Genomic DNA, 22,844 nt, shown 5'->3' with positions numbered 1-22,844 from the left:
CCGCCTCGATCCACACATCCATGGTGCAAGACCCTTTCGCGAACGCAGCTCAGGCCAGGCTGGACGCCAGCCGCGCCGCCGCCTTGCTCGACCAGGCCCAGGTGGGGCTGGTCGTGGTCGATGCGCATGGGCTGCGCTTTGCCAACCCGGCCGCGCTGCGCCTGCTTGGCGACGCGCCTGGGCGGCCCGTCATTGGCCGCAGCCTGCTGGACTTCATTGCGCCGACCGACCGGGCGCATGTGGCCGAGCAGATCCGCCGCCGGCTGGCTGGCGAGCCGGGCAGCGCCTACGACGTGCGCTGCCGCCGCACCGACGGCAGCGAGTTCGATGCCCGCCTGTTCGGCCAGCGGGTGATGTTCGACGGCCATCATGCCGACCTGGTGACCCTCACCGACGTGACCGAGCTGAAGGACGCCCTGCGCCGCAGCGAATGGACCGCCAGCCTGCTGGCGCGTAGCGAGTCGCTGTGCCGCTCCGGCTCCTTCGAGGTCGAATGGCCCTCGGGCCGGGTGTTGGTGTCGCAAGGCCTGCGCGAGCTGACCGGCGAGTACCGCAGGCCCGTCGGCGCGGACGACACGGTGGACATGATCAGCTGGGTGCCGCCCGATGAGCGCGGCCTGCTGGCTGCGATCTGGCGCAATGCCGTGGTGGGCGAACCCTTCGAACTGCAGCACCGCCTGCTGTGTGCCGATGGCGAGCGCCTGGTGGTGCTGCACCGCGGCATCCTGCAGGCTGGCGCGCCCGGCCAGCCGCCGCGCGGGCTGGCGCTGATCCAGGACATCACCCGCCAGCACGAGGCCGAGCACCGCATCCAGGAGCTGGCCAATTTCGACGAAGTGACGGGGCTGCCGAACCGCTCCAGCCTGCTGGACCAGCTCGATGCCCGCGCCCACACCGCGCGCTGGGACGAGCGCGGCTTCTGCCTGATGTCCATCGACGTGCCGCGCATCACCGAGCTGCGCGCCACCATGGGTTTTGGCGCGGGCGACAGCCTGGCCATGACCATCGCCGCGCGGCTTTCGCGCATGGCCACCGAGCAGGAAGTCGTGGCGCATGTGGGCGGCAGCGAGTTCGCGGTCATGCGCGTGTTCGACGGCCCGGCGGCGCAAGAGGCCCTGCACCTGCGCGCCCAGGCGCTGCAGGCCGGCCTGCAGGAGGCCGCGCGTGTCGGCCCTACCGAAGTCTTCCCGCTGTGCCACATCGGCATCGCGATGTTCCCGGCCGACGGCGAGGCTGCCGATGCCTTGCTCGAAGCCGCGCAGACCGCGCGGCTGGGCGCCGAAGCTGCCGGCGGCGTGGCCTTCGCGCGGCCTGAATCCAACGCACTCGCGCTGCGCGAGATGCAGCTGGCCGGTGCTTTGCGGCATGCGCTGGTGCGCAACGAGCTGAGCTTGCGCTACCAGCCGCAGGTCAGCCTGGCGACCGGCGCGGTGATCGGCGCCGAGGCGCTGCTGCGCTGGCGCTCGGCCGAGTGGGGCGATGTGTCGCCGGTCGAATTCATCCAGGTGGCCGAACGCTCCGGGCTGATCGGCGCGATTGGCGACTGGGTGCTGCGCCGCGTCTGCGAACAGTCCGTCATCTGGCGCCGCGAGGGCCTGCCGCCGGTGCGGCTGGCGGTCAACTTCTCGCCGCTGCAGTTCCAGCAGGGCGATGTGGCGCGCCAGGTCCAACGCACGCTGCTCGAAACCGGTGCCGACCCCGCCTGCCTGGGCATGGAGCTGACCGAAAGCACGCTGATGGAGAACCCCGAGCGCGCCGCGGCCATGCTGCGCGAGCTGCGCGCGCTGGGCATCGAGATTTCGCTGGACGACTTCGGCACCGGCTTCTCCAGCCTCAGTTGCCTGCGCCGCCTGCCGATCGACGTGGTCAAGATCGACCGCTCGTTTGTGCAGGACATGACCAACGGGCCCGAGAGCGTCTCGATGGCACGCGCCATCATCACGATGGCCCAGGGCCTGAAGATGCAGGTGCTGGCCGAAGGCGTGGAGACCGAAGACCAGCTGGCGCTGCTGGTCGCCAAGGGCTGCGACCAGATGCAGGGCTACCTGTTCAGCCGCCCCATCACCACCGACGAAATGGCCGCGCTGCTGCGCGAAGGCCGGCGCCTGCCGGAAGACCGCGTGCGCGGCGGCCACAAGACCCGCACCCTGCTGCTGGTGGACGACGACGTGGCGGCGCTCTCCGCGCTGCGCCGGCTGTTCCGCCGCGAGGGCTACCGCGTGCTCACCGCCGCCAGCGCCGAAGAAGGCCGCGCCCGCCTGGCCGACAGCTCGGTCGACGTGATGCTGTGCGACCCCGGCCTGTCCGGCCCGCCGCTGCTGGCGCATGCGCAGCAGCAGCATCCCGACGTGGCGCGCATTGCGCTGGCCGGCCCCGAGGAATGGGCCGCGGTGGCGGGTGAAGTCAGCAGCGGGGCGCTGCACCAGGTGGCTGCCAAGCCCTGGGACGAAACCCGGCTTTGTGCCCAGGTGGCACAGGCCTTCCGCCAGCAGCTGATGGGCGATGACCACCGCCGCTTGCAGGACGAGGTGGGCAGCCTGCAGACCGAGCTGGCCACGCTGCGCCAGCAACTGGCCGGCGCCCAGGCCCGCGAGGAAGCCCAGGCCCAGCTGCTGGAGGCCCGCGGCACGGGCGTGCGCGACCTGGTCGACCAGCTGCCGCTGGCGGTGCTGGGCCTGGACCCGGATGGCCTGCTGGTCTATGCCAACGAACAAGCCCATCTGCAACTGCCGCAAGCGGCAGCCCAACTCGGCCTGCCGCCCGAAGGCTGGCTGGCCGAGCTCACGCTGCCCGGGATGCCGGCCGTGCTGTCGCTGCCGGCCTCGGCCCGGTCCGAACAGTGTTTCGAAGGCCGCCCGGGCCAGGTGCTGGTGCAGCCGCTGCGCGTGGCCGACGGCTCGCCGCGTGGCCACAGTCTGGTATTCCTGCCCATGGCCCCGCCGCCCGCTGCGTCATGAACGAACCGCAAAACAAGCTGCCCGCTGCAAATCCTGCCGACGCTGCTGCCACCGAGCAGCGGCTGGCCAGGCTGTTCCGCCGCGCGCTGGGCGAGCAGCGCTTGCATCCGCTGTATGCGCTGCTGCGCCGCCACCGCGGGCTGACGGATGCGCTGCCGCCGGCCCACACGAGGCCCGAGCCGTCGTGACGCCCGATCCCCAGTCCTTCGCCGCGCGGCTGGACGGCCGCATTGCCAAGCTGCCGCCGCTGCCCGAAGCGCTGCGCGCAGTCTGGCAGGCGCTGGACAAGGAGAACCTCTCCATCACCCAATGCGTGCGCCTGATCGAGCAGGACTCGGTGCTGGCCGGCCGCACGCTGCGCATGGCCAACTCGGCTTTCTACGGCCTGGCCGGTCGCGTCGCCCGCATCGGGGATGCGGTCAACCTGCTGGGCCTGCGGGCCATGGGCTCGATGCTGGCCGCTGTGTCCATTGGCGACGCGCTGAAACCCGCTGCCGCACCAGCTGGCTGGTCACTGCGCGGCTACACCCGCCACGCGGTGGCCGCCGCCGTTGCCGCACGCGCCCTGGCGCCGCGCCTGGGCGTGGATGCCGAGCAGGCCTTCCTCGCCGGTCTGATGCATGACATCGGCCAGCTGGTGCTGGTTTCGCAGTTCGCGACCGAGGCCGCCGCGGTGCGCGCCCATGCGCAAGCCGGCGACCTGCCCAGCCACCTGGCAGAGCAGGCGGTGCTGGGCATGGACCATGCCGAGATCGGCGCCCGCCTGGCTCGCCACTGGCGTTTCCCTGCGCTGATCAGCGAAGCCATGGCCAACCACCATCAGCCCGGTGGCGCACTAATGGACGGCGTGGACGGAGTGGACGGCGTGGCCGACCTGACCGTTCTGATCCACGTGGGCGACGCGATGGCCCACGCCCTGGACCTGGCCGACGAGCCGGACGAAGCCGTCCCGCCGCTGGACGCTGCCGCCTGGCTGAAGCTGCGGCTGGACGAACCGGCCGCTCTGGCGCTGCTGGCGCGCATCGAGGCCGAGGCACGCGCCATGTCCGAAGCCCTGGGCAGCTGAGCCCGCATCGGGGCTGGTGCCCGCCGGCGCATGTGACTGCGCGCTCTACTTGCGCCCGCCGCCCAGCGCGTCGCCGCCCTTGTCCTGCTGCGGCGCATCCGGCGCCATCGCTTCGCGGGTGCTGGGCATGTCCAACGCTGCGCCGGGGTCTTCCTCGCCTGCGTCCGATTCAGTTTCCGGACCTTGCTGCGGTGCCTGGGCCTTGCCGTCGGTGCGCGGCGTGGGTGGCTTGTCGGGGTGCTTGGTGGTGATGGTGTTGCTCATCGCGGTCTCCGGTGGGGTGTGTGTCTATCACGTGGCAAGCAGCATGCCCTGCGGCATCGTGTGAGGCACACCGAGGCACGCCATTTGCCCGATGCGAGGCATGCGCTCCACGACGCGGGTGCTGGAGACCGTCCCGATGCGAACCCCTGACGACCAATGCGTGGACCGCCTGCGGCGCGCCGCGCGCCCGCTGCGCGGCGATGCCACCGACCATGACCTGCTGCTGGCGATGGTCGGCCACAAGTCGCTGGTGCTGCTGGGCGAGGCCTCGCACGGCTCGCACGAGTTCTACCTGCAGCGGGCCCGCATCACGCAGCGGCTGATCGCCGAGAAAGGCTTCCATGCGGTCGCCATCGAGGGCGATTGGGCGGACGCGGCGCGCGTCAACCGCCACGTGCGTGGCAGCGCGCGGCCGGCGGATCGCGCGGTCAATGCCCCACCAACGGAGCCCGCTGCGGCACTGGCCGGATTCCAGCGCTTTCCCGGCTGGCGGTGGCGCAACACCGTGGTGGCCGGCTTCATCGACTGGCTGCGCGAGTTCAACAGCGTGCGGCCCATGGCGGTGCGCACCGGTTTTTACGGGTTGGACCTGTACAGCCTGCAGGGTGCCATGGGCGCGGCGCTGGACCACCTGCGCGAGGCCGACCCGGCCAGTGCCAAGGCGTTGCGCGCGCAGTGCGTCCGCTTCGACGCCTTTGGACCGGACAGCGAGATTCACGGCCTGATGAACGGCCTGCGCGCTGCGCCCTCGTGCGAGGCTGCCGTGCGCGCGGCGCTGGCGCAGCTGCTGCAGCGTGGCCGGCAGGCGGCTGACCCAGGCGGCGCGGTGGATCAAGAAGAGGCACGCTTCGACCTTGCGCAGAACGCGCGGCTGGTGAAGAACGGCGAGCATCACTGCCGCGCCATGTGCCTGGGCGAGATCTCCTGCTGGAACCTGCGCGAGCAGCAGATGGCCGAGATGCTGGCCGAGCTGGACACCCACCTGGCCAAGCGGGTCGCGCGGCCGAAGATCGTCGTCTGGGCGCACAACTCGCACACAGGCGACGCCCGCGCCACCGAGATGGGCCGACTGCGCGGCGAGCAGAGCCTGGGCCAGCTGGTGCGCCAGCGGCAACCCGACGATTGCCTGCTGGTCGGCATGACCACCCACAGCGGCAGCGTCACCGCCGCCAGCGACTGGGACGCGCCGGCGCTGCAACAACGCGTGCGCCCCGCGCTGGCCGGCAGCGTGGAGCAACTGTTGCACGACACCGGCCTGCCGCGCTTCTGGCTGCCGCTGCGGCCGGGCAGCGAGGCCAGCGAGGTGCTGCGCGAACCGCGGCTGCAGCGCGCCATTGGCGTGGTCTACCGCCCTGAAGCCGAGCGCGAGAACCACCATTTCTTTTCTCGCGCCGCCGAACAGTTCGATGCCTTGCTGCACCTGGACAGCACCCGCGCGCTGGCCCCGCTGTCGCCCGAGCCAGCCTGGCGTGCCGGCGATGGCCAGCCGCTGACCAAGGAGTCGCTGTTGGCCCTGCACGGCGACATGCACGAAGCCTTTCCCACGGGGCTGTGAGCCCAACGCAATGAAGCCGCCCGGGAGCGGCTTCTTTCTTGCCGGGGCGGGCGTTCGGCGTCAGTGAGAAGCGGTCTTCTTGGACGCGCGCTTGGACGGCACCTTGCCGCCTTCCTTTCGCGCCTCCGACAAGCCGATCGCAATCGCCTGCTTGCGGCTTTTCACCGGCTTGCCGGTGGAGCCGCTTTTCAGCTTGCCCTCCTTCTGCTCGTGCAGCGCGGTGTGCACCTTCTCCTGCGCCTTTTGGCCATAACGTGCAGTCATTGCAGACTCCTTTTCAGACACGGAATGCAGCCACCACGGCAAGCGATGTGCCGTGATGGCCTGGGCGGTCAGCGAGAAGCCGCTGGCGCAGGCGCCACGGCGGCCTGCAGCGTCTTGGCCATCTCCAGGTGATGCTGCAGCGCCGGCAGCGTCTTCACCGCGAAGGCCTTCACGTCCGCGTCCTTGGCATCGGTCGAAGCCTTTTGGAACAGCTTCACCGTGTCTTCGTGCGCCTTCACGCCAAAGCTTTCCACGTAGCGCTGGTCGAACTTGTCGTCGTCGCCGACCTTGATTAATTCGAGCTTGGTGCGCTTGCCCAGCGACGCCTTGTCCGAGAGCGTCACGTTCTTGCTCGCCGCCAGCGCCTTCAGCTCGTCGGCCGTCGCGGTGTGGTCCTTGATCATCTGCGCAGCGAAGGCCTTCACGTCGTCGCGCTTGGCCTTGGTCTGCGCCAGCTGGCTGGCTTCGATCTCGCCATTGCCGGCCTTGGCGGCATCCTTCATGAAGCTGCTGTCGGCATGCGAGAGCGAGTCCGCTGCCATCGCCAGGCCACTGGCCAGCAGCAGCGTGCCCATGGCCAGCGCCGGGCGCAGGCCACGGCGCATCAGGGAAGGCCGGCGAGAGGCGGGAGTGTCGAAATGGGCGAGGGTGTGAGACATGGCATCTCCTGGTGGTTGGTCGTCATCACCTTCTGGCAAACCGGAGGCCCAAGCCAGCGAGCGCGCTGTCCGCCAGCTTGTCCCCTTGTGTGTGTTTGGCGCTCAGTTCCAGCGCGCGTGCTGCCCGGCCAAGCTGAAGCGGCCCGCGCCCAGCAGCAAGATGGCCACCGAACCGAACAGGTAGAAAACCTGCAACTCCACCGCCCAGCCGCCGGTAGGCGCCAGCCTGAACAGCTGCGTCATGTGCACCAGCGCAAACGCCACCAGCATGTTCGCCACCATCAGCAGCGCGCCCACCCGCGTGTACATGCCGATGATCACCAGTACCGGCCCCAGCACTTCGCCGAGGTAGGCGCCATAGGCCAGCGCAGGCGGCAAGCCGTGCTGCGTCAACATCGCCATCACCTGGCCCGGCCCTTCGACGACCTTGCTGAGGCCATGGAACAGCATCAACACCGCCACCGTCAGCCGCAGCACCAGCTTGCCGGCGTCGGCGGAGGCAAGCACTGCGGGCGTGGCGACCGGACGAAGGTACTCGCGAGAGATCGGGCGGGGCGCCTGGCGGGAGGCGGAAGAGGGCAGGGACGAGGTGGGCATGGCGAGCTCCAGAAGAGAGGCAGCAGGGTCACCGTCGCGGGGCATTCGGTGTGCCGCGCGACCGCCACTGCGCATGCGCGCCACATCTCTCTTGAAATGCAGCGTCGCGCTTTCTCCTGCATCAAAGTCGTGGCCAGTACGGTAAAGGCCAGGCTTGTGTCAGGTGGCGAGCGTAGTTCGGCCGGCGAGTCCGGCAGAATGCGCGGCAAACATATGAGTTTCCTCCGGGGCAGGGCGCCTCTCCTCGTCCAACTGCAGGTTCAACACGGACAAAAAAGGCTTTGCATTTTTGCCGGTTAACCTGGGCGTTAGATCAGACATCACCACCGAAAGGTACCTATGAGACGCTGGATAAACCAGAACCGAGGCTTTCTGATCTTCTTGCTTTGCTTTGGATTCTTCCGATCAGCCATGGCCGACTGGAATCCCATACCTTCTGGCTCCATGCGCCCAACTCTTTTGGAAGGAGACGTCGTCCTTGTCAATCGACTCGCGTATGACTTCAAGATTCCTCTGACCGACATCGCGGTCATGAAACTTGGAAGCCCTCAGCGTGGCGATGTGATCACCTTCACGTCTCCTGTGGACGGTGTCCGCTTGATCAAGCGACTCGTCGGAGTGCCCGGCGATGTCGTGGAAATGCGAGACGAAATACTCTTTGTCAACGGATCGGCCGCAGAGTACAGCACTCCCCGAGGTGTCACCGAACCTATGGACCACGGCCGCACCGCCGAAGGCCTGCGAACGACGGAACGGATCGAAGGAAGCGAACGGACCGTCCAGTTCCTGCCGGCCATTGAGGCAAAGCGAAGCTTTGGACCGATCTCCGTTCCGGCGGACAGTTACTTCTTCCTTGGCGACAACCGAGACAACAGTGCCGATTCCCGCTACATAGGCGTTGTTCCCCGTCGCCTTCTTATCGGTCGAGCCCACCACATCCTCGTCTCGGCGAACATCAAAGGCGATTGGTTGCCGCGGCTGGAACGGGTGGGCGAACGCATTCAATAGGTCGAGCAGTGTGATCCCTTCGATCAAGCGGACGTCTTCCAGCAAGCTTCGCTTGCTTCCAGCGGCCGCTCATGTCAAACGTTTGGGGCTGCCATGCCTGGCGCCGGTCAGCGTCGCATGAAGGGGCCGCGAGCTTCCTTCCTGTCCCGATCAGGTGCCGCGAGCGGCAGGTCTGGGATTCACCCGAGAGGAAGCGAGAAATGTCGCTCAAACGAATGGACAACGTTCTCATCGTTGTCGACGATCTTGAAGCCGTCAAGGCGTTCTTCATCGAGCTGGGCCTCAGGCTGGAGGGCGAGACGACGGTGGAGGGCCCTCTGGTCGGGAAACTGATCGGGCTCAACGATGTCCGAGCCACCCTCGCAATGCTGCGGACTCCCGATGGGCAAGGAATCGAGCTGGACAAGTTCCATGCACCTGAAGCGATCCGGTACGGCCCCGTGAACGCACCAGTAAATTCATATGGCCTTCGCCGCGTCATGTTTGCTGTCGAAAACATCGACGCTGTTCTTGCTCGAATGCGCGAGCACGGGGCCGAACTAATCGGGGAAATGCAGTACGAAGACACGTACCGCCTCGCCTACATTCGGGGCCCCGAGGGCATCATCGTCGCGCTTGCTGAGCAGTCTGCCTGACGCAGATCGTCCAGCGATCCGCTTTCGAGCATTCATGAGCGCGGCGCTAACCCTTTTACAGGGACTTCCCCGCGCGTCAATGACCACTGGTCTCAGGCATCCAGATGCCAGTTGAAGCACTCGTGACCATCGACGGAACGGCGGCAGCGGTCTGGGCCGCCATGTCCAACATCGAGAACGCCGCCGAAATCATCAGCGGAGTGAAGAAGATCGAGGTGGTTGAAAAACCTGCGAGCGGACTCGTTGGGCTGAAGTGGCGTGAAACCAGGATGCTGTTCGACGAACCCGCCACGGTCGAAAAGTGGATCACGGACGCGGTGGAGAACGAGTTCTACAAGACCAGGGCGGAAAGCCATGGGTTTGTGTTTTTGGCCACCCTGCGCATTTCGGAGCGCGGTGGCGTGGTGACCTTGCACAGTGCTCACGAGTCCATTCCGCAAGGCTTTGTCGCCAGGTTGAAGCTGATCCCGATGGCGTTCTTCAAAGGTGTGATGAAGAAGGCCTTGCTGCAGGACCTGAACGACATCAAGTCCGCGGTCGAGTCGGCCGGCGCGGGGGCTCGGCGCCCGGCTTGAAAAGCGCTTGCCCATCGTGCTTGAACAGGACAACCTGCGAACATGTCTCTGCCGACCCCCACGCTGCGCACCGAGCGCCTTTTGTTGCGCCCTTTTGGCGAGCGCGATGCTGATGCCATCTATGCCTTGCAGAGCAATCCGCAGGTGCTGCGCTACTGGGATTCACCGCCTTGGAAAGACCGTGCACGAGCCGGGCGCTTCCTCGCGAGCTGCCAGCAGATGGCGGAGGAGGGCAGCGGTGCGCGGCTGGCCGTCACACGCGCAGGCGATGGGGTGTTCATCGGCTGGTGCTGCCTGGTCGAATGGAATCCGCTCTACCGCAGCGCCACGTTGGGCTACTGTTTCGCTGAAGCGGCCTGGGGCCAGGGTTTTGCGACGGAGGCCGCGGGCGCTTTGCTGCGGTGGGCCTTCGGCGCGCTGGACCTGAACCGCGTGCATTCCCAGACCGACACGCGCAACCTCGCCTCTGCCCGGGTGCTGGAGAAGCTGGGGTTTGTGCGCGAAGGCATGCTGCGGGAAGATTGCGTGGTGGACGGCGACGTGTCGGATTCCTGGGTATACGGCCTGCTGAGGCGGGAATGGGCGCAGTCGCCGCCAGGTTCGGCGGCAGGCTGAAATTTTGGTGCGTTCACCAAGGGAGAATTCTTCGCATGCGTGACAGACGAACAGCCATTGCATGCGCGTGTGCCGCCATGCTTTCCATCCTGCCGGCATGGGCCGCCGCGCAAGCCGCTGCGGCAGATTCGAACAGTGCTTCAGGCAGTTCAACGGTGCAAAAGCCCATGAGCAGGGTGACTGGCATCGGCGGCGTCTTCCTGAAAGCAAAGGATCCGGCAACGCTGCGAGCCTGGTACAAGACCCATCTCGGCATCGACGTGCAGGTGTGGGGCGGTGCCAAGTTTCGGTGGGTGGACAGCGCGGGGAAATCAACACCAGGCAGCACCGCCTGGTTCATCGGCGACGGCAAGAGCTTCGCGCCCAGCGCTTCCTCGTTCATGGTCAATTACCGCGTGGCCGACCTGCCCGGGCTGCTGGCCGCACTCCGGGCCGAAGGCTGCGAAGTGCTGGAGAAAACCGAGGAATCGGAATACGGCAAGTTCGGCTGGGTGATGGACCCGGAAGGCAACAAGGTCGAGCTGTGGCAACCCCCGGAAGGCAAGTGAATTGAAGCGCTGAGCACCCTCCTGGGAGTCGGGGCAGCCTCAAGTGCTGCCCGCCGCAGCCACATGCCGCTGCAACCCATCCGCCAGCGCATCAAACACCACCCTGCATGCCGCGCTGTGCCGCAGGTCCTCGTGCGTCGTGACCCAGGTGTCCAGTTGCATTGAGAGCTCACTCGCCAGCAGCCGTTGCAGGGGCGGCTCGCTGCGCTGGGCCAGCGCAACCTGGCAGAAGCCGATGCCGGCGGCGGCGCGGATCAGCGCGAGCTGCGCCAGGTCGCTGTCGCTGCGCAGCGTGAACATCTCCCGCTTGACGCCGAGGCGCTGGGCGACGCTGCGCAGGTAAGGCGTCAGCTCGTCGAAGCCGATGAACGCGTGGCCGGCCATGTCTTGCAGTGAGCTTGGCGTGCCGTGGGCGGCGAGGTAGTCGGGGTGGGCGAAAAGACCGAGTTCGATCTGCCCGACCTGGCGGGCGACGAGCTGGTTTTGCGTGGGGCGCACCATGCGCACGGCGATGTCGGCCTCGCGCTGCAGCAGGTCCTGCACGCGGTTGCTGAGCTTCAGCTCGATGGTGATGCCGGGCTGCTGGTCGCGCAGGGCCTTGACGATGGGCGGCAGCACTTCCACGCCGACCACCTCGCTGGCGGTGATGCGCACCGTGCCGCTCAAGCCCTTCGCAGCGTCCCCCTGGCCGCTGGCGAGCCTGGCCAGTGCTGCGGCGCTGCTGGCCATGGCCTCGGCATGGCCGCGCAGCGCAAGGGCCGCGTTGGTCGGCAGCAGGCCCAGCTGTGAGCGGGTGAACAGCACCACGCCGAGCTGCTGCTCCAGCGTGGCGATGTGCCGGCCGACCGTCGGCTGCGTGAGCCCCAGTTCGCGGGCTGCGCCGGACAGCGAGCCTTGCTGCAGCACGCCCAGCAGCGAGCGATAGAGTTCCCAGCCAATCGTTTGAGCCATACGGAAATGTATAGCTGCTGGCTTGTCTTCGGTAATTCCCAATCAGTGACCCGCTGACCAGAATCCATCCCATCAACCCGATTCCCAAGGAGCATGAGATGGACAAGCAGCAACAACAGCAGACGAGTTCGAAGACGGCGCTGGTGCTGGGCGCCAGCGGCGGCGTGGGCGGCGAAGTGGCCCGCCAACTGCGCGATGCCGGCTGGGCGGTGCGGGCGCTGCAGCGCGGCCTGGAACAGCCGCAAGTGCAGCGCGATGGCATGACGTGGCTGCGCGGCGACGCAATGAATGCGGCGGACGTACTGGCCGCGGCGCAGGGCTGCGGCGTGATCGTGCATGCGGTCAACCCACCCGGCTACCAGCGCTGAGCCGAGCTGGTGCTGCCGATGGTGGACAACACCATCGCCGCAGCCAGGGCGGTGGGCGCGACCATCGCACTGCCGGGCACGGTCTACAACTTCGGGCCGGACGCGCTGGCCCAGCCGCTGATCGGCCAAGACGCGCCGCAGCGGCCGGTGACGCGCAAGGGCGCGATTCGCGTGGAGATGGAGCGCCGACTGCAGCAGGCCAGCGGCGATGGTGCGCGGGTGCTGATCCTGCGCGCGGGCGACTTCTTCGGTCCGCGCACCGGCAACAGCTGGTTCGCGCAGGGCATGGTCAAGCCCGGCAAGCCAGTGCGCAGCGTGGCGCTGCCTTCGGCGCCGGGCGTGGGCCACCAATGGGCCTATTTGCCGGACCTGGCGCGCACGATGGTGGCGCTGCTGTCACGCCGCGCCGAGCTGCCGGCCTTCGCGCGCTTCCACTTCGAAGGCCACTGGGACGCCGACGGCCGGCAGCTCGGCCAGGCGGTTCAGCGCGTGGTGGCCAGCCGCAGCGGCGGCGCGGCGCCCAAGCTCACCGCGCTGCCATGGTGGCTGCTGAAGCTGGCCTCGCCTTTCGTGCCGGTTTTCCGCGAGATGCAGGAGATGCGCTACCTGTGGCGCCAGCCGGTCCGCATGGACGGACAGCGGCTGGCGGCCTTCCTCGGCGAAGTGCCGCACACACGGCTGGACGAGGCAGTGGCGGCGACGCTGGAAGGCATTGGCTGCCTTGCTGCGTCTTCCCAGACGGACACGGCAGTCCTCAATCCGTCTTGGTGATCTGCATCGAATACAGCCGCGGGTACGAGTAGCTCACGTCGTAGCCCGGCGGCTGGAAGAAGCCGATGCCGGTGATCCAGCCGGTGTCGCTGATCGAGTAGGCGCTGAAGAGCTGCCAGCCGCTGTTGGGTGGCAGCAGCTTGTTCAGGTCGACGGGCGTGCCGTTGGGCTTCCACACCACGGCATGCACGGCCAGCGCGGTCGGGTTGGACGTGTCGCCCGAGGCGGTGCCCACCACGTTGGCGTTGCCCACCACATAGCCCTTGTTGTTCATGCCGAAGGCGTAGCTGTACGAGCCGCCATCGGCCGCCTGGGACAGCAGGCCCAGCACTTCGGGCTCGGTGCTGTCTGCCGCCCAGCGGATGGCGCGCTGGCCCAGGTCGGCGCCGCTGTCGCTGTACGGCTTGCCGACGCCCATCACAACGCCCTTCTTGTTGATCGCCAGCGCGTAGGTCCAGCCGGTGCCGTCCGGGCCCTGGCCCAGGCCTTTCAGCTCGACCGCGGCGGTCTGTCCGGCGGGCCAGCGCACGGCTGCGTCGCCCAGCGAGGCGCCGCTGTCGGAGAACTTGGCCGAGGAGCCGACGGCCACGCCGGCATCATTGATGGCCGTGGCCGAGGCGTAGTACGACTGGCGCGCAGGCTTGGCCAGCGGCAGCAGGGCGGTGGCTTGCGTGCTGCCGGCCAGCCAGCGGGCGCCAACAGTGCCCAGGTTCTGGCCCTTGGCGCTGAACAGGTTGCCCTTGCCGGCCACGTCCCCTGCGGCGTTCACCGCCACGCCCCAGCTGGCGGTGCCGATGGCGCTGCCCAGCGCCACGTTGTCCAGCACCTTGCCCTTGGCCGTCGGGTTGGCCCAGCGGATCACGCGGGAGGCGCCGTTGGCCGCGATTTCACTGCCGTAGCCGATGATGACGCCGGTGGACGACATGTTGGACGTGCCCATGTAGCCCACGCCGCTGGCATCGGTGAAGCCTTTGGGCACAGCCAGCATCTTCGGTTCGCTGGAGCCGGGCGCGTAGTACACGGCGCGGCCGCCGAGGTCAACGGTGCCGTCACTGGAGTACAGCCCGCTCGTGCCGGCGACTTCATTCTTGGCATTGGTGGCCTGGGCGGACGAGGAGCCGAAGCCCAGCGGGGTCCAGCCGTCGACCGAATTGACGCCCAGCGTGCCCAGCACGTAGGTCTGCGCAGGCGTGATCACCATGCCGCGGTAGCCGAGGAAGGCCGTGCCGGTGGACAGTTGCGCTGCGCCCAGGCCGGCTGCCGCGCCGGAGGCGGTGCCGCCACCCGAAGCATTGGGCAGCGTGTACGACATTGACGGGTACATGTAGCCGGTGGCGATGAACTGGCCGGGCGAGGTCTCGACCAGGTCGTAGCCCAGGCCCGGGTACAAAGTGCCGGTCAGGCCGGCCAGCGCTGGCAGCGCGGAGGTGCCCAGTGCAAGCGCCGCCAACAGGGGGCGCAAGGGCAGGAAACAGGTTGGTGCGGTCACTTCGGAGGCCTCAGGCAAAGGTGGGTGGGAAGGATGGAACGCAGCCTAAGGCATTTGCCAAAGCGCTACAAGGGTTCTGTGAAGGTATTCTGAAAATACCCATGAGGTCGCTTCGGGGTGTGGTTCTTTCGCGCTATGCTTGACGGCATGAGAACCGAGACACAAGCGGCTGGCGTTGAAGTGGCACTGCGCCGCAGGGCAGAAGAAACCGGCGACCGGCTGCGCGCGGCGGTCGACGGTTTGTTGACCGACCTGGGCGGGCGTGGCATCCGCGACCAGCGCGGCATGCAGGAGGCGCTGAACCTCAGCCAGTCGGCCGTGAGCCGGCTGGTGCTGTCCGCCCGCAGCGGCGATTCACTGGCTTCGCTGAGCAACAGCCCCGGCCTGGAGGCGCTGAAGCAGGTCGCCAAGGGCGCGGCCAAGTCCGGCGTGGACAAGGCCTGCCTGGCCGAAGTCAACCTCGCGATTGCCGAGCTGGAACATTTCCTGGCCGCCGAGGTGGGCGACCGCAACACGCTGGAAGCGGTGTTGTGCGACTGGGTGCAGGAGTCCCGCGGCAGCTTCGAGCTGCGCCACAAGGCGGCGGCCTTCAAGTCCATGAGCGCGCTGCGCGGCGTGCGGGCCGACGTGATCGTCAACGCCGCCATCGTGCACCCTTCGGCCGATCCGCGGGTCTACGACTGCATTGGCATTGACGCGATGCTGGGCTGCCGCCGCCTGCGCCCCAGCGGGCTGCTGCGGCTGTTCGGCTCGCACCTGGCGCCGCCCGGGTCCAGCTACCAGGTGACCACGCTGGCGGGCGGCGCCATCGGCTCGCTGCGCGATGAGATGGTGCCGGGCTTCAGCACGGTCTCGGCCGCACAGGCCGAGAGCGTGGAGCACGGCCAGTACCTCGAAACGACGGTGCGCGACCTGCCGCTGGGCATGGGCGACTTTCCCGGCCAGGATCTGGTCAGCGCGAGGATGTACCGCGGCGTGCAGCGCGCGGTGCGCGGCGAAGGCCCAGCCACCTCGGGCGTAGGCGGCCAGGCCGAGCCGCCGGCCGAGGTCTATGTGGTGGACGCATTGCTGCACGACGACGTGTGGCCGGATGCCAAGCCGGAACTGCGCATCTACGACACGGTGGTGCGCGGCATCACCCACCCGGACAACCCCATGCGCCAAGGCGACCGGCTGGACATGCTGGAGAGCGTGCAGTTCCTCGGCCGTGGCCCGCATGCCTTGCGCATGGCCGAGTTCGCGCGCTACCCGGAGCTGGTCGCCACCGTCTGCGAACAGGCTGGGTGGGACGCCTCGCGCCTGCGGGTGTTCCGCTGCCGGGTGCGCTACCCGATCTACGGCTCGCAGATCGGGCTGGCCTTCCCGCTGACGGACTGAACTCGGGGGCGCACCCCCGGGTTTACGCGCCGCGCCTTCAGGCGCTCTGCACCATCGTCAGGTCAATGCCGCGCGTCTCGCGTGTCAGCGCCAGCGCGGCCAGCGTCATCGCGCCATTGGCCACCAGGTACAGGCCCACGCCCCACAGGCCGTAGGTCTGGTTCAGGCTCACGGCCACCAGCGTGGGCACCGAGGCGCCGACGATGGCGCCGAAGTTGTAGGCCAGCGAGGCGCCGGAGTAGCGCACCTCGGTCGGGAACAGCTCGGGCAGCAGCGCGGCCATCGGCCCGAAGGTGAAGCCCATCAGGCCCAGGCCGACGATGATGAACAGCAGCACGGTGCCGGCCGTCGCGCCGCCCAGGAAGCTTGGCATCACCAGGCCGAAGGCCATGATGGCCAGCGTCACGCCCATCAGCCAGCTGCGCCGGCCGATGCGGTCGGCCAGCACGCCGCCAATGCTGGTGCACACGCCGAACACGATGGCGCCGATCAACAGGATGCCGGTGAAGGTATTGGCCGGGATGCCCAGCCCGGTTGCGTGGCCGGCCGGCGAGGTGCCCACCGGGCTCTTCGAGTAGATCTGCACGAAGGCCGTCATCAGGTAGAACAGCACGTAAGTCGTCGTCATGATCAGCGTGCCCTGCAGCACCTGCAGGCCGTGCTTGCGCAGCACCGCGGTGACCGGGGCATTCAGCTTCTTGCCGGCCTTCTCGGCCTCGCGGAAGACCTGGCTTTCATGCAGCGTGAGCCGCACGTACAGGCCCACGCCCACCAGCACGATGGACAGCAGGAACGGGATGCGCCAACCCCAGGCGACCATGGCCTCGGCGCCAAGGAAATGGCTGACCAGGAAGAACACGCCATTGGCCGCGAACAGCCCGATGGGCGCGCCGAGTTGCGGGAAGCTGCCGAACAGGCCGCGCTTGCCCGCCGGTGCGTTTTCGGTCGCGACCAGCGCCGCGCCGCCCCATTCACCGCCCAGGCCGATGCCCTGGCCAATGCGGAACACGCACAGCAGGATGGGCGCCCACAGGCCGATGCTGTCGTAGCTCGGCAGCAGGCCGATGGCCACGGTGGACAGGCCCATGGTCAGCAGCGAAGCCACGAGGGTGCGCTTGCGGCCGATCTTGTCGCCGAAGTGGCCGAACAGTGCCGAGCCGACCGGCCGTGCCACGAAGGCCAGCGCCATCGTGGAGAGCGACAGCAGCAGCGCTGCCGAGGGGTCTGCCTTCGGGAAGAACTGGCTGTTGAAGACCAGCACCGCCGCGGTGGCGTAGATGTAGTAGTCGTAGAACTCGATCGCGGTGCCGATCAGCGAGGCCATCGCGACCTGGCGGGGCGAGTTGCGCAGCGCGGCGGCCGGCCGCGTGGGTGCAGAGGAAGACATGAAGACCTTTCGCGGTGCAAAGGCTGCGGTTGGCCAGGCACCGGGGGGGACAAGAAATGGGACGGGCAACGCCACGCGAACACATCCGGCCGCGCAGAAGGCGAGCCCGGAGGCCTGGGGCGTACGACCGGGGCGGTGCGAGGCGGGTGGCCCGTGCGCGCGCTCGGCGAGGCGGGCGCCGCAAGGGGTGGCGCGGCGTCCGCGGAAAACCGGCGATTGTCCGCGCACTTGGCTGCGGCGCGCAGCGGGCCGGTGAAAAGACCGCACCGCCGGCGCTTGGTGGCTCGGCGGCGCTCCGACCTGCGTGGCATGAAGCGCAGCCTGGGCGGTTGCGCCGAGCGCTTCAGCCGAACTTCACCTGCCTGGAGGCTTCGACCCGCTTGGTGCGCACCACCACCGTGCCGGCCAGCTTGTCGTGCCAGCCTTGCTTGCGAGGATCCCAGGCAACCCACAGGAAACCCAGCCCAAGCGGCAACAGCGAAAGGTAGTAGCCCAGGTAGCGCACGATGGACTGGCCGGTGCCGATCGGCTCGCCCGTCCTGGCGTTGACGACCCGCGCGCCGACGACGATCTTGCCCGGCGTGGCCTGGCGCAGGATCCAGAAGGCGATGGTGGCCGCGGCCGGGCCGACATAGGAGATCAACAGGTCCGCCGGCCCGGCGATGATGCCTTCCTTGCCACCGGTGTAATACGCGAAACCGTAGGCGGCGATCAGCAAGGGCGTGGTGACCAGCAGGATCAGCACCGTGTCGATCACCGAGGCCCAGGCCCGGATCCAGAACCCCGCATATTCGAGGTCCTGCGGGTTGGACGCGTCAGGCGCGATGTCTTCGACGGCAGCCGAAGGTGCGGCGTAGGGGTTGGGGGCAGTCATGCGCCGGATTCTGCGGCATGAGCCCCGCCTGTTTCATTGCCGGCCGTGCTTCATGGCCTCACGCGAGCACCTCGTCGCCAATGCGCATCACCACGCGCCCTTCGATCTCGCCGCGCTTCATGCGGCCCAGCACGGTGTTGATGTGATCCAGGCTGTCTTCGGTGAAGGTGGTGTGCACGAGGCCGTCACCGGCGAAGGCCAGCGCTTCCTGCAGGTCCTTGCGCGTGCCGACGATGGAGCCGCGCACGGTCTTGGCGTTCAGCACCACGTCGAAGATGGGCAGCGCGAAGTCGCCCGGCGGCAGGCCGACCAGCGACATCGTGCCGCGCTTGTGCAGCATGCCCAGCGCCTGCGCAAACGCACTGCGCGAAACGGCGGTGACCAGCACGCCATGCGCGCCACGCAAGGCCCGCTGCACCTCCAGCACCGGGTCCTGGGTCAGGGCGTTGATCGTCATCTCGGCACCCAGGTGCTTCGCCAGCGCGAGCTTGGCGTCGTCCACATCCACCGCAATGACATGGAAGCCCATGGCCCGTGCGTACTGCACGGCCAAGTGGCCCAGGCCGCCAACGCCGGAGATCGCCACCCAGTCGCCCGGCTTGCAGTCCAGCACCTTCAGTCCCTTGTAGACCGTGACGCCAGCACACAGCACCGGGGCGATTTCCGAGAAGCCGATGTTGGCCGGCAGGTGGCCGACATAGTTCGGGTCGGCCAGCACGTACTCGGCGTAGCCACCGTTGACGGTGTAGCCGGTCATCTGCTGCTCGTCGCACAGGGTTTCCCAGCCGGTGATGCAGTGCTCGCAATGGCCGCAGGCGGTGTGCAGCCAGGGCACGCCCACGCGGTCGCCTTCCTTGATGCCCTTGACCCCCGCGCCCAGCGCGGCCACGTAGCCCACGCCTTCGTGGCCCGGGATGAAGGGCAGGCTGGGCTTGACGGGCCAGTCGCCTTCGGCGGCGTGCAGGTCGGTGTGGCAGACGCCCGAGGCGACCACTTTCACCAGCACCTGGCCGGCGGTGACTTCGGGCACCGGCACTTCCTCGATCTGCAGCGGCTGGCCGAAGCTGTGCACGACAGCGGCTTTCATCGTTTTCATGGTGATCTCCCTTGGCGTTTCAGCGCGGCTGGTGCAGCGCGGGTGCGGCCAGGTGTTCGCGGCGGTCGAAGAAGCTGCGCGCCTGCGCCAGCAGCTGCTTCTCGCTCGGGTGGTCGACGATCTCGTAGCCGGCGATGCGCTTGGCGGTCTGGGGCTGGTGCTTGTCGACGTAGTGGTGGAAGTCCGCGGAGGCGACGTGGCCGGCCGCCACCAGGATCTGGCCGTCACCGGCGAGTGCCGCGCACACGGCGGCGAAGAACTCGTGCTCGGCGCGCACGCCGGATGCGTGCTGCGCCGTGGGGTGCTGGTGCGCGCGAACATGCTGGGTTTGCGCAGTTTCGGCGTCGAAGCTGAGGATGGTGGCGGTCTGGTGATCGACCCAGACGACGGCGTAGGGATGGCCCATGCGGATTCCTTTTGCCTGCGACGGCAGGCGCTGGGCTTCATGATCCGGGCTGGGTCCGGTCGCAGGCTTGATCTTGCGCAAGGGCTGCGGTGGAAGGCCTGGCGGCTCAGCCGCCCGCAGACGCCATCGACGGCAGCTTGACCAGGCGCTGGATCTCGCCGCCGCACAGCAGGTTGTTGCGTGCGTACTCTTCGGGGCTGTCGAACTCGTCCTGTGCCCGCGTCAGCGTGGCCAGGGCCTGCCTGGCGTGGTTCAGCACGGTGGCCGAGCTCGCGCGCTCGGGCCAGGGGTAGTGCAGCTGGCGGAACTGGGCGGCGATGTCGCGCCAGATGCGCACATGGGTGTGCTCGTGGTTCAGCACCCGGGCGTAGCTGCAGCTGTTTTCCGGGAACTCGCTGGCAATGCGCAGCACCGGCTTGGCGAAGGCCAGCCGCACGACGATGCCGGCGCAGCTCGCCTGAGGTTCCACGCTGAGCTGGGTCTGCACCATCACATGGCCCAGTTGCACGCCTTTGCCGGTCTTCTTCCGGCCGGCATTGCCCAGCGCGGTGACTTCGGCCGAGCGCTTGCCGTGGTCCAGCTCGGGCGCCGGGAACCAGTCGGCTGCGTAGCGAATGGGCTCGCTGCAAGGCGGCAGCTCGGCACCCCGGGAGGGGGCGCTGAGCACGCCTGTGGACAGGCCGATGAGCAGGGCGAGGTGGGCGCGTGGGGCGGGCATGGGGCCGGGCATGGAGCGAGGGCAGGCTGAACCGCTGTTATCGGCGCTTGCCGGCCGGAACTGAGCGCGTCGTCTTTCACCAGGATGAGACCGATACTCCTGCATGACCCTCCCTCCACCGACCGCGCCGGGCGCTGATGCCCCTGGCCCGACACGCATCGTCGGCCTGGGTGCGTCCGCTGGTGGCTTGAGCGCCCTGGAGGAGTTTCTTGCCCGGGTTCCCGCCGGCAGCGGCCTGGCCTACGTCGTCGTGCAGCACCTGGATCCCACGCACAAGGCCCTGGTGGTGGAACTGCTGCAGCGGTCCACGCTGATGCCGGTCGCCGAGGCGACGCGGGCCATGCGCATCAAGCCCGACTGCGTCTATGTGATCCCGCCCAACAGCGAACTGACGGTGGCCGGCGGTTCGCTGCACCTGGCCCCGCCGGCGCAACCACGGGGCATGCGCCTGCCGATCGACGTGCTGTTCTGTTCGCTGGCCCGCGACCGGGGCGAGCAGGCGATTGGCGTGGTGCTGTCGGGCATGGGCTCCGACGGCACCCTGGGCCTGCAGGCCATCAAGGCCCAGGGCGGGCTTGCGCTGGTGCAGTCGCCGGAGTCGGCGCAGTTCGATGCCATGCCCAACAGCGCCATCAGCGCAGGCGCGGCCGACATCGTGGTGCGGCCTGCGGAGATGCCACAGCGCATCCTGCTCGTCACGGCACGCGGCACGGCCCCGGGCGCGTCAGCCGGCGCTGCCGAGGGCCGGGCCACCGGGCTGGCCGAGATCCTGGGCCTGCTGCGCGCACACAGCCGGCACGATCTCTCGCCCTACAAGTCCAGCACGCTGACCCGACGGATCGAAAGGCGCATCGGCGTGCATCGCCTGGCCACGATGGCGCAGTACGCGGCCTTCCTGCGCGAGAACCCGCAGGAACTGGACCTGTTGTTCAAGGAGATGCTGATCGGCGTGACCGCCTTCTTCCGCGACCCATCGGTCTGGCAGGAATTGCAGGACAGCGTGCTGCCCGCGCTGCTGGCCGGCGCCGCCGAGGGCACGCCGCTGCGCGCCTGGGTGGTCGGCTGCTCGACCGGCGAGGAAGCCTACTCATTGGCCATGTGCTTCAGGGAGGCGGTCGACGCGCTGCCCACCCCAGGCTCGCACACGATGCAGATCTTCGCAACCGACCTGAGCGCGGACGCGATTGCCGCGGCGCGCAGGGGGCACTACACCGAGAAGATCGCGGCCGACATGAGCCCGGAGCGCTTCGCCCGCTTTTTCAGCCCGCAGGGCAATGGCGTGGTGATTGCGAAGGAGATCCGCGAGATGGTGCTGTTCGCCCAGCACGACGTGATCCTGGACCCACCGTTCACGCGGCTCAGCATCCTGTCCTGCCGCAACCTGATGATCTATTTCAATGCCACGCTGCAGCGTGGGCTGATTCCGCTCTTCCACTACAGCCTGCGCCCCGGTGGCGTGCTGCTGCTGGGCGGGTCCGAGACGACGGGGCGTGCGTCGGCACTGTTCACGCCCATCAGTGCGAAGTCCAGGCTGTACCGGCGCGGCGACAATGCCGCCCACGTCGGTTCGGTGGACTTTCCCGTCAATCGCCGCTTGCCGTTGCGCCCTGCCGCGCAGGAGTCGCTCGTGCCCCACACCACAGCTCAGCCCGCCAACCTGCAGACCCTCGCAGACCAGGTGCTGCTGCAGGAGTTCTCGCCGCCTGCCGTGCTGGTCAATGCGCACGGCGACATCGTCTACATCAGCGGCCGGACCGGCAAGTACCTGGAACCCGCCGCGGGCAAGGCCAACTGGAACATCCACGTGATGGCCCGGCCGGGCATTCGCACCCAGGTGGCGGCGGCGCTGCGCCAGGCCATGCAAGGCGGCGGCCCGGTCGAACTGCACGGGCTGAAACTCGAAGGCGCGGCGCAGGAGATGCTGGATGTGATCGTGCGGCGCATCGACGAGCCCAACGCGCTGGCGGGCGCCACGATGATCGTGTTTCGCGAAGTCCTCGCCCCGGCGGGCGGCGCGGCCCGGCGCAGGCGCAAGGCCGGCGAGGTCGACCCTGCCGTCAGCCAGGAACTGGCGCGGGCGCACGAGGAGATCCGCGCGCTGCGCCAGGAGATGCGCAGCTCGGAGGAAGAGCTGCAGGCCGCCAATGAGGAACTTCAATCGACCAACGAGGAGCTGCAGTCCGCCAATGAGGAGTTGACGACCTCCAAGGAAGAGGGGCAGTCGATGAACGAGGAGCTGCAGACCATCAATGCCGAGCTGCAGTCCAAGCTGGACGACCTGGCGCTGGCCCACAGCGACATGCAGAACCTGCTCAACAGCACCGACATCGCCACGCTGTTTCTCGACAGCGCGCTGAATGTGCGGCGCTTCACCGAGCAGATCACGCGCATCGTGCACCTGCGCGAGGGCGACATCGGCCGCCCGCTCAGCGAACTCGCCAGCACGCTGATCTATCCGGAGCTGCATGCCGACGCGAAGGAAACGCTGCGCACGCTGGCGTTCTCCGAGAAGCAGATTTCCACCACCGATGGGCATTGGTACTCGGTCCGGATCATGCCCTACCGCACGCTGGCCAACGTCATCCAGGGCGTGGTGATCACCTTCGTTGACATCACCGCGGCGAAAGAGCTGGAGTCCCGTCTGCGCAAGGCATAGAGTCGGGC

The 22,844-nt window shown here is 68.1% G+C and carries 22 protein-coding genes and 1 pseudogene; 12 read left to right on the top strand and 11 right to left on the bottom strand.

Annotated elements, in window-relative coordinates; genetic code table 11:
* The first annotated feature begins 20 nt into the window (after nucleotides 1-20).
* Genes AC3WR5_RS03810 through AC3WR5_RS03800 form a run of 3 tightly spaced genes read left to right on the top strand, consistent with a single transcriptional unit; the run spans nucleotide 21 to nucleotide 4,023 of the window.
* Complete coding sequence (locus AC3WR5_RS03810; protein WP_492481992.1) at nucleotides 21-2,957, top strand: EAL domain-containing protein; 2,937 nt, start codon at nucleotides 21-23, stop codon at nucleotides 2,955-2,957.
* Entirely contained in the window at nucleotides 2,954-3,145 is a 192-nt protein-coding gene (locus AC3WR5_RS03805) for a hypothetical protein (protein ID WP_492481990.1), read from the top strand. Before AC3WR5_RS03810 ends, AC3WR5_RS03805 begins: the two co-directional genes overlap by 4 nt.
* Nucleotides 3,142-4,023: an HDOD domain-containing protein gene (locus AC3WR5_RS03800; protein ID WP_492481988.1), complete on the top strand. Its 882-nt coding sequence runs from the start codon at nucleotides 3,142-3,144 to the stop codon at nucleotides 4,021-4,023. The genes AC3WR5_RS03805 and AC3WR5_RS03800 overlap by 4 nt, the downstream gene beginning before the upstream one ends.
* Nucleotides 4,024-4,068: 45 nt before the next feature.
* On the opposite strand, the gene AC3WR5_RS03795 is transcribed toward AC3WR5_RS03800, so the two are convergent.
* Nucleotides 4,069-4,287, bottom strand: a complete 219-nt coding sequence (locus AC3WR5_RS03795; RefSeq protein ID WP_492481986.1) for a hypothetical protein — start codon at nucleotides 4,285-4,287, stop codon at nucleotides 4,069-4,071.
* Nucleotides 4,288-4,423: 136 nt separating this feature from the next.
* On the opposite strand from AC3WR5_RS03795, the gene AC3WR5_RS03790 reads away from it, so the two are divergent.
* The gene (locus tag AC3WR5_RS03790; protein WP_492481984.1) at nucleotides 4,424-5,842 is read left to right on the top strand and encodes an erythromycin esterase family protein; all 1,419 of its coding nucleotides are present in this window, start codon (nucleotides 4,424-4,426) and stop codon (nucleotides 5,840-5,842) included.
* A gap of 60 nt (nucleotides 5,843-5,902) precedes the next feature.
* Here the strand turns inward: AC3WR5_RS03790 and AC3WR5_RS03785 are convergent, their stop codons facing one another.
* From AC3WR5_RS03785 to AC3WR5_RS03775, 3 genes are all read right to left on the bottom strand, one after another.
* Nucleotides 5,903-6,106 (bottom strand): DUF6496 domain-containing protein, encoded by a 204-nt coding sequence (locus AC3WR5_RS03785; protein ID WP_492481982.1) that lies wholly within the window; start codon nucleotides 6,104-6,106, stop codon nucleotides 5,903-5,905.
* A 68-nt stretch (nucleotides 6,107-6,174) separates the two neighbouring features.
* Complete coding sequence (locus tag AC3WR5_RS03780; protein WP_492481980.1) at nucleotides 6,175-6,765, bottom strand: DUF4142 domain-containing protein; 591 nt, start codon at nucleotides 6,763-6,765, stop codon at nucleotides 6,175-6,177.
* A gap of 102 nt (nucleotides 6,766-6,867) precedes the next feature.
* On the bottom strand, nucleotides 6,868-7,272 hold the full coding sequence (locus tag AC3WR5_RS03775) for a DoxX family protein (protein ID WP_492482609.1): 405 nt from the start codon (nucleotides 7,270-7,272) through the stop codon (nucleotides 6,868-6,870).
* Nucleotides 7,273-7,701: 429 nt separating this feature from the next.
* Between AC3WR5_RS03775 and lepB the strand changes: the two genes are divergently transcribed.
* The 5 genes from lepB to AC3WR5_RS03750 all read left to right on the top strand — a co-directional run bounded on the left by lepB (nucleotide 7,702) and on the right by AC3WR5_RS03750 (nucleotide 10,743).
* A complete protein-coding gene (gene lepB, locus AC3WR5_RS03770; protein ID WP_492481979.1) occupies nucleotides 7,702-8,370 on the top strand; it encodes a signal peptidase I in 669 nt (222 codons plus the stop codon).
* A gap of 200 nt (nucleotides 8,371-8,570) precedes the next feature.
* Nucleotides 8,571-9,005 (top strand): VOC family protein, encoded by a 435-nt coding sequence (locus AC3WR5_RS03765; protein WP_492481977.1) that lies wholly within the window; start codon nucleotides 8,571-8,573, stop codon nucleotides 9,003-9,005.
* A gap of 122 nt (nucleotides 9,006-9,127) precedes the next feature.
* Nucleotides 9,128-9,580 (top strand): SRPBCC family protein, encoded by a 453-nt coding sequence (locus tag AC3WR5_RS03760; protein ID WP_492481975.1) that lies wholly within the window; start codon nucleotides 9,128-9,130, stop codon nucleotides 9,578-9,580.
* Nucleotides 9,581-9,622: 42 nt separating this feature from the next.
* Entirely contained in the window at nucleotides 9,623-10,195 is a 573-nt protein-coding gene (locus tag AC3WR5_RS03755; RefSeq protein WP_141288574.1) for a GNAT family N-acetyltransferase, read from the top strand.
* The gene (locus AC3WR5_RS03750; RefSeq protein ID WP_492481973.1) at nucleotides 10,159-10,743 is read left to right on the top strand and encodes a VOC family protein; all 585 of its coding nucleotides are present in this window, start codon (nucleotides 10,159-10,161) and stop codon (nucleotides 10,741-10,743) included. The genes AC3WR5_RS03755 and AC3WR5_RS03750 overlap by 37 nt, the downstream gene beginning before the upstream one ends.
* 39 nt (nucleotides 10,744-10,782) lie before the next feature.
* Here AC3WR5_RS03750 and AC3WR5_RS03745 read toward each other — a convergent pair whose 3' ends face one another.
* Nucleotides 10,783-11,694: a LysR family transcriptional regulator gene (locus AC3WR5_RS03745; RefSeq protein ID WP_492481971.1), complete on the bottom strand. Its 912-nt coding sequence runs from the start codon at nucleotides 11,692-11,694 to the stop codon at nucleotides 10,783-10,785.
* 98 nt (nucleotides 11,695-11,792) lie between these two features.
* On the opposite strand from AC3WR5_RS03745, the pseudogene AC3WR5_RS03740 reads away from it, so the two are divergent.
* Nucleotides 11,793-12,833, top strand: a pseudogene (locus AC3WR5_RS03740) (NAD-dependent epimerase/dehydratase family protein).
* Here the strand turns inward: AC3WR5_RS03740 and AC3WR5_RS03735 are convergent.
* Nucleotides 12,817-14,295: a DUF3466 family protein gene (locus AC3WR5_RS03735; protein ID WP_492481969.1), complete on the bottom strand. Its 1,479-nt coding sequence runs from the start codon at nucleotides 14,293-14,295 to the stop codon at nucleotides 12,817-12,819. The pseudogene AC3WR5_RS03740 and the gene AC3WR5_RS03735 overlap by 17 nt on opposite strands.
* A gap of 174 nt (nucleotides 14,296-14,469) precedes the next feature.
* Here AC3WR5_RS03735 and AC3WR5_RS03730 point away from each other — a divergent pair, with 174 nt between their 5' ends.
* On the top strand, nucleotides 14,470-15,699 hold the full coding sequence (locus AC3WR5_RS03730) for a hypothetical protein (RefSeq protein WP_492481968.1): 1,230 nt from the start codon (nucleotides 14,470-14,472) through the stop codon (nucleotides 15,697-15,699).
* 37 nt (nucleotides 15,700-15,736) lie between these two features.
* On the opposite strand, the gene AC3WR5_RS03725 is transcribed toward AC3WR5_RS03730, so the two are convergent.
* The 5 genes from AC3WR5_RS03725 to AC3WR5_RS03705 form a co-directional block, all read right to left on the bottom strand.
* A complete protein-coding gene (locus AC3WR5_RS03725) occupies nucleotides 15,737-17,086 on the bottom strand; it encodes an MFS transporter (RefSeq protein ID WP_492481966.1) in 1,350 nt (449 codons plus the stop codon).
* Nucleotides 17,087-17,429: 343 nt separating this feature from the next.
* Nucleotides 17,430-17,960, bottom strand: a complete 531-nt coding sequence (locus tag AC3WR5_RS03720) for an RDD family protein (protein ID WP_492481964.1) — start codon at nucleotides 17,958-17,960, stop codon at nucleotides 17,430-17,432.
* Nucleotides 17,961-18,018: 58 nt separating this feature from the next.
* The gene (locus AC3WR5_RS03715; protein WP_492481962.1) at nucleotides 18,019-19,056 is read right to left on the bottom strand and encodes a zinc-dependent alcohol dehydrogenase; all 1,038 of its coding nucleotides are present in this window, start codon (nucleotides 19,054-19,056) and stop codon (nucleotides 18,019-18,021) included.
* Nucleotides 19,057-19,075: 19 nt separating this feature from the next.
* Entirely contained in the window at nucleotides 19,076-19,462 is a 387-nt protein-coding gene (locus tag AC3WR5_RS03710; RefSeq protein ID WP_492481960.1) for a hypothetical protein, read from the bottom strand.
* A gap of 106 nt (nucleotides 19,463-19,568) precedes the next feature.
* Entirely contained in the window at nucleotides 19,569-20,180 is a 612-nt protein-coding gene (locus AC3WR5_RS03705; protein WP_492481959.1) for a hypothetical protein, read from the bottom strand.
* Nucleotides 20,181-20,283: 103 nt separating this feature from the next.
* On the opposite strand from AC3WR5_RS03705, the gene AC3WR5_RS03700 reads away from it, so the two are divergent.
* Nucleotides 20,284-22,836: a chemotaxis protein CheB gene (locus AC3WR5_RS03700; RefSeq protein WP_492481957.1), complete on the top strand. Its 2,553-nt coding sequence runs from the start codon at nucleotides 20,284-20,286 to the stop codon at nucleotides 22,834-22,836.
* Nucleotides 22,837-22,844 lie beyond the last annotated feature (8 nt).

The sequence above is a fragment of the Ideonella sp. FW305-24 genome (assembly GCF_058788035.1).
This window is presented reverse-complemented; position numbering and strand designations above follow the sequence as displayed.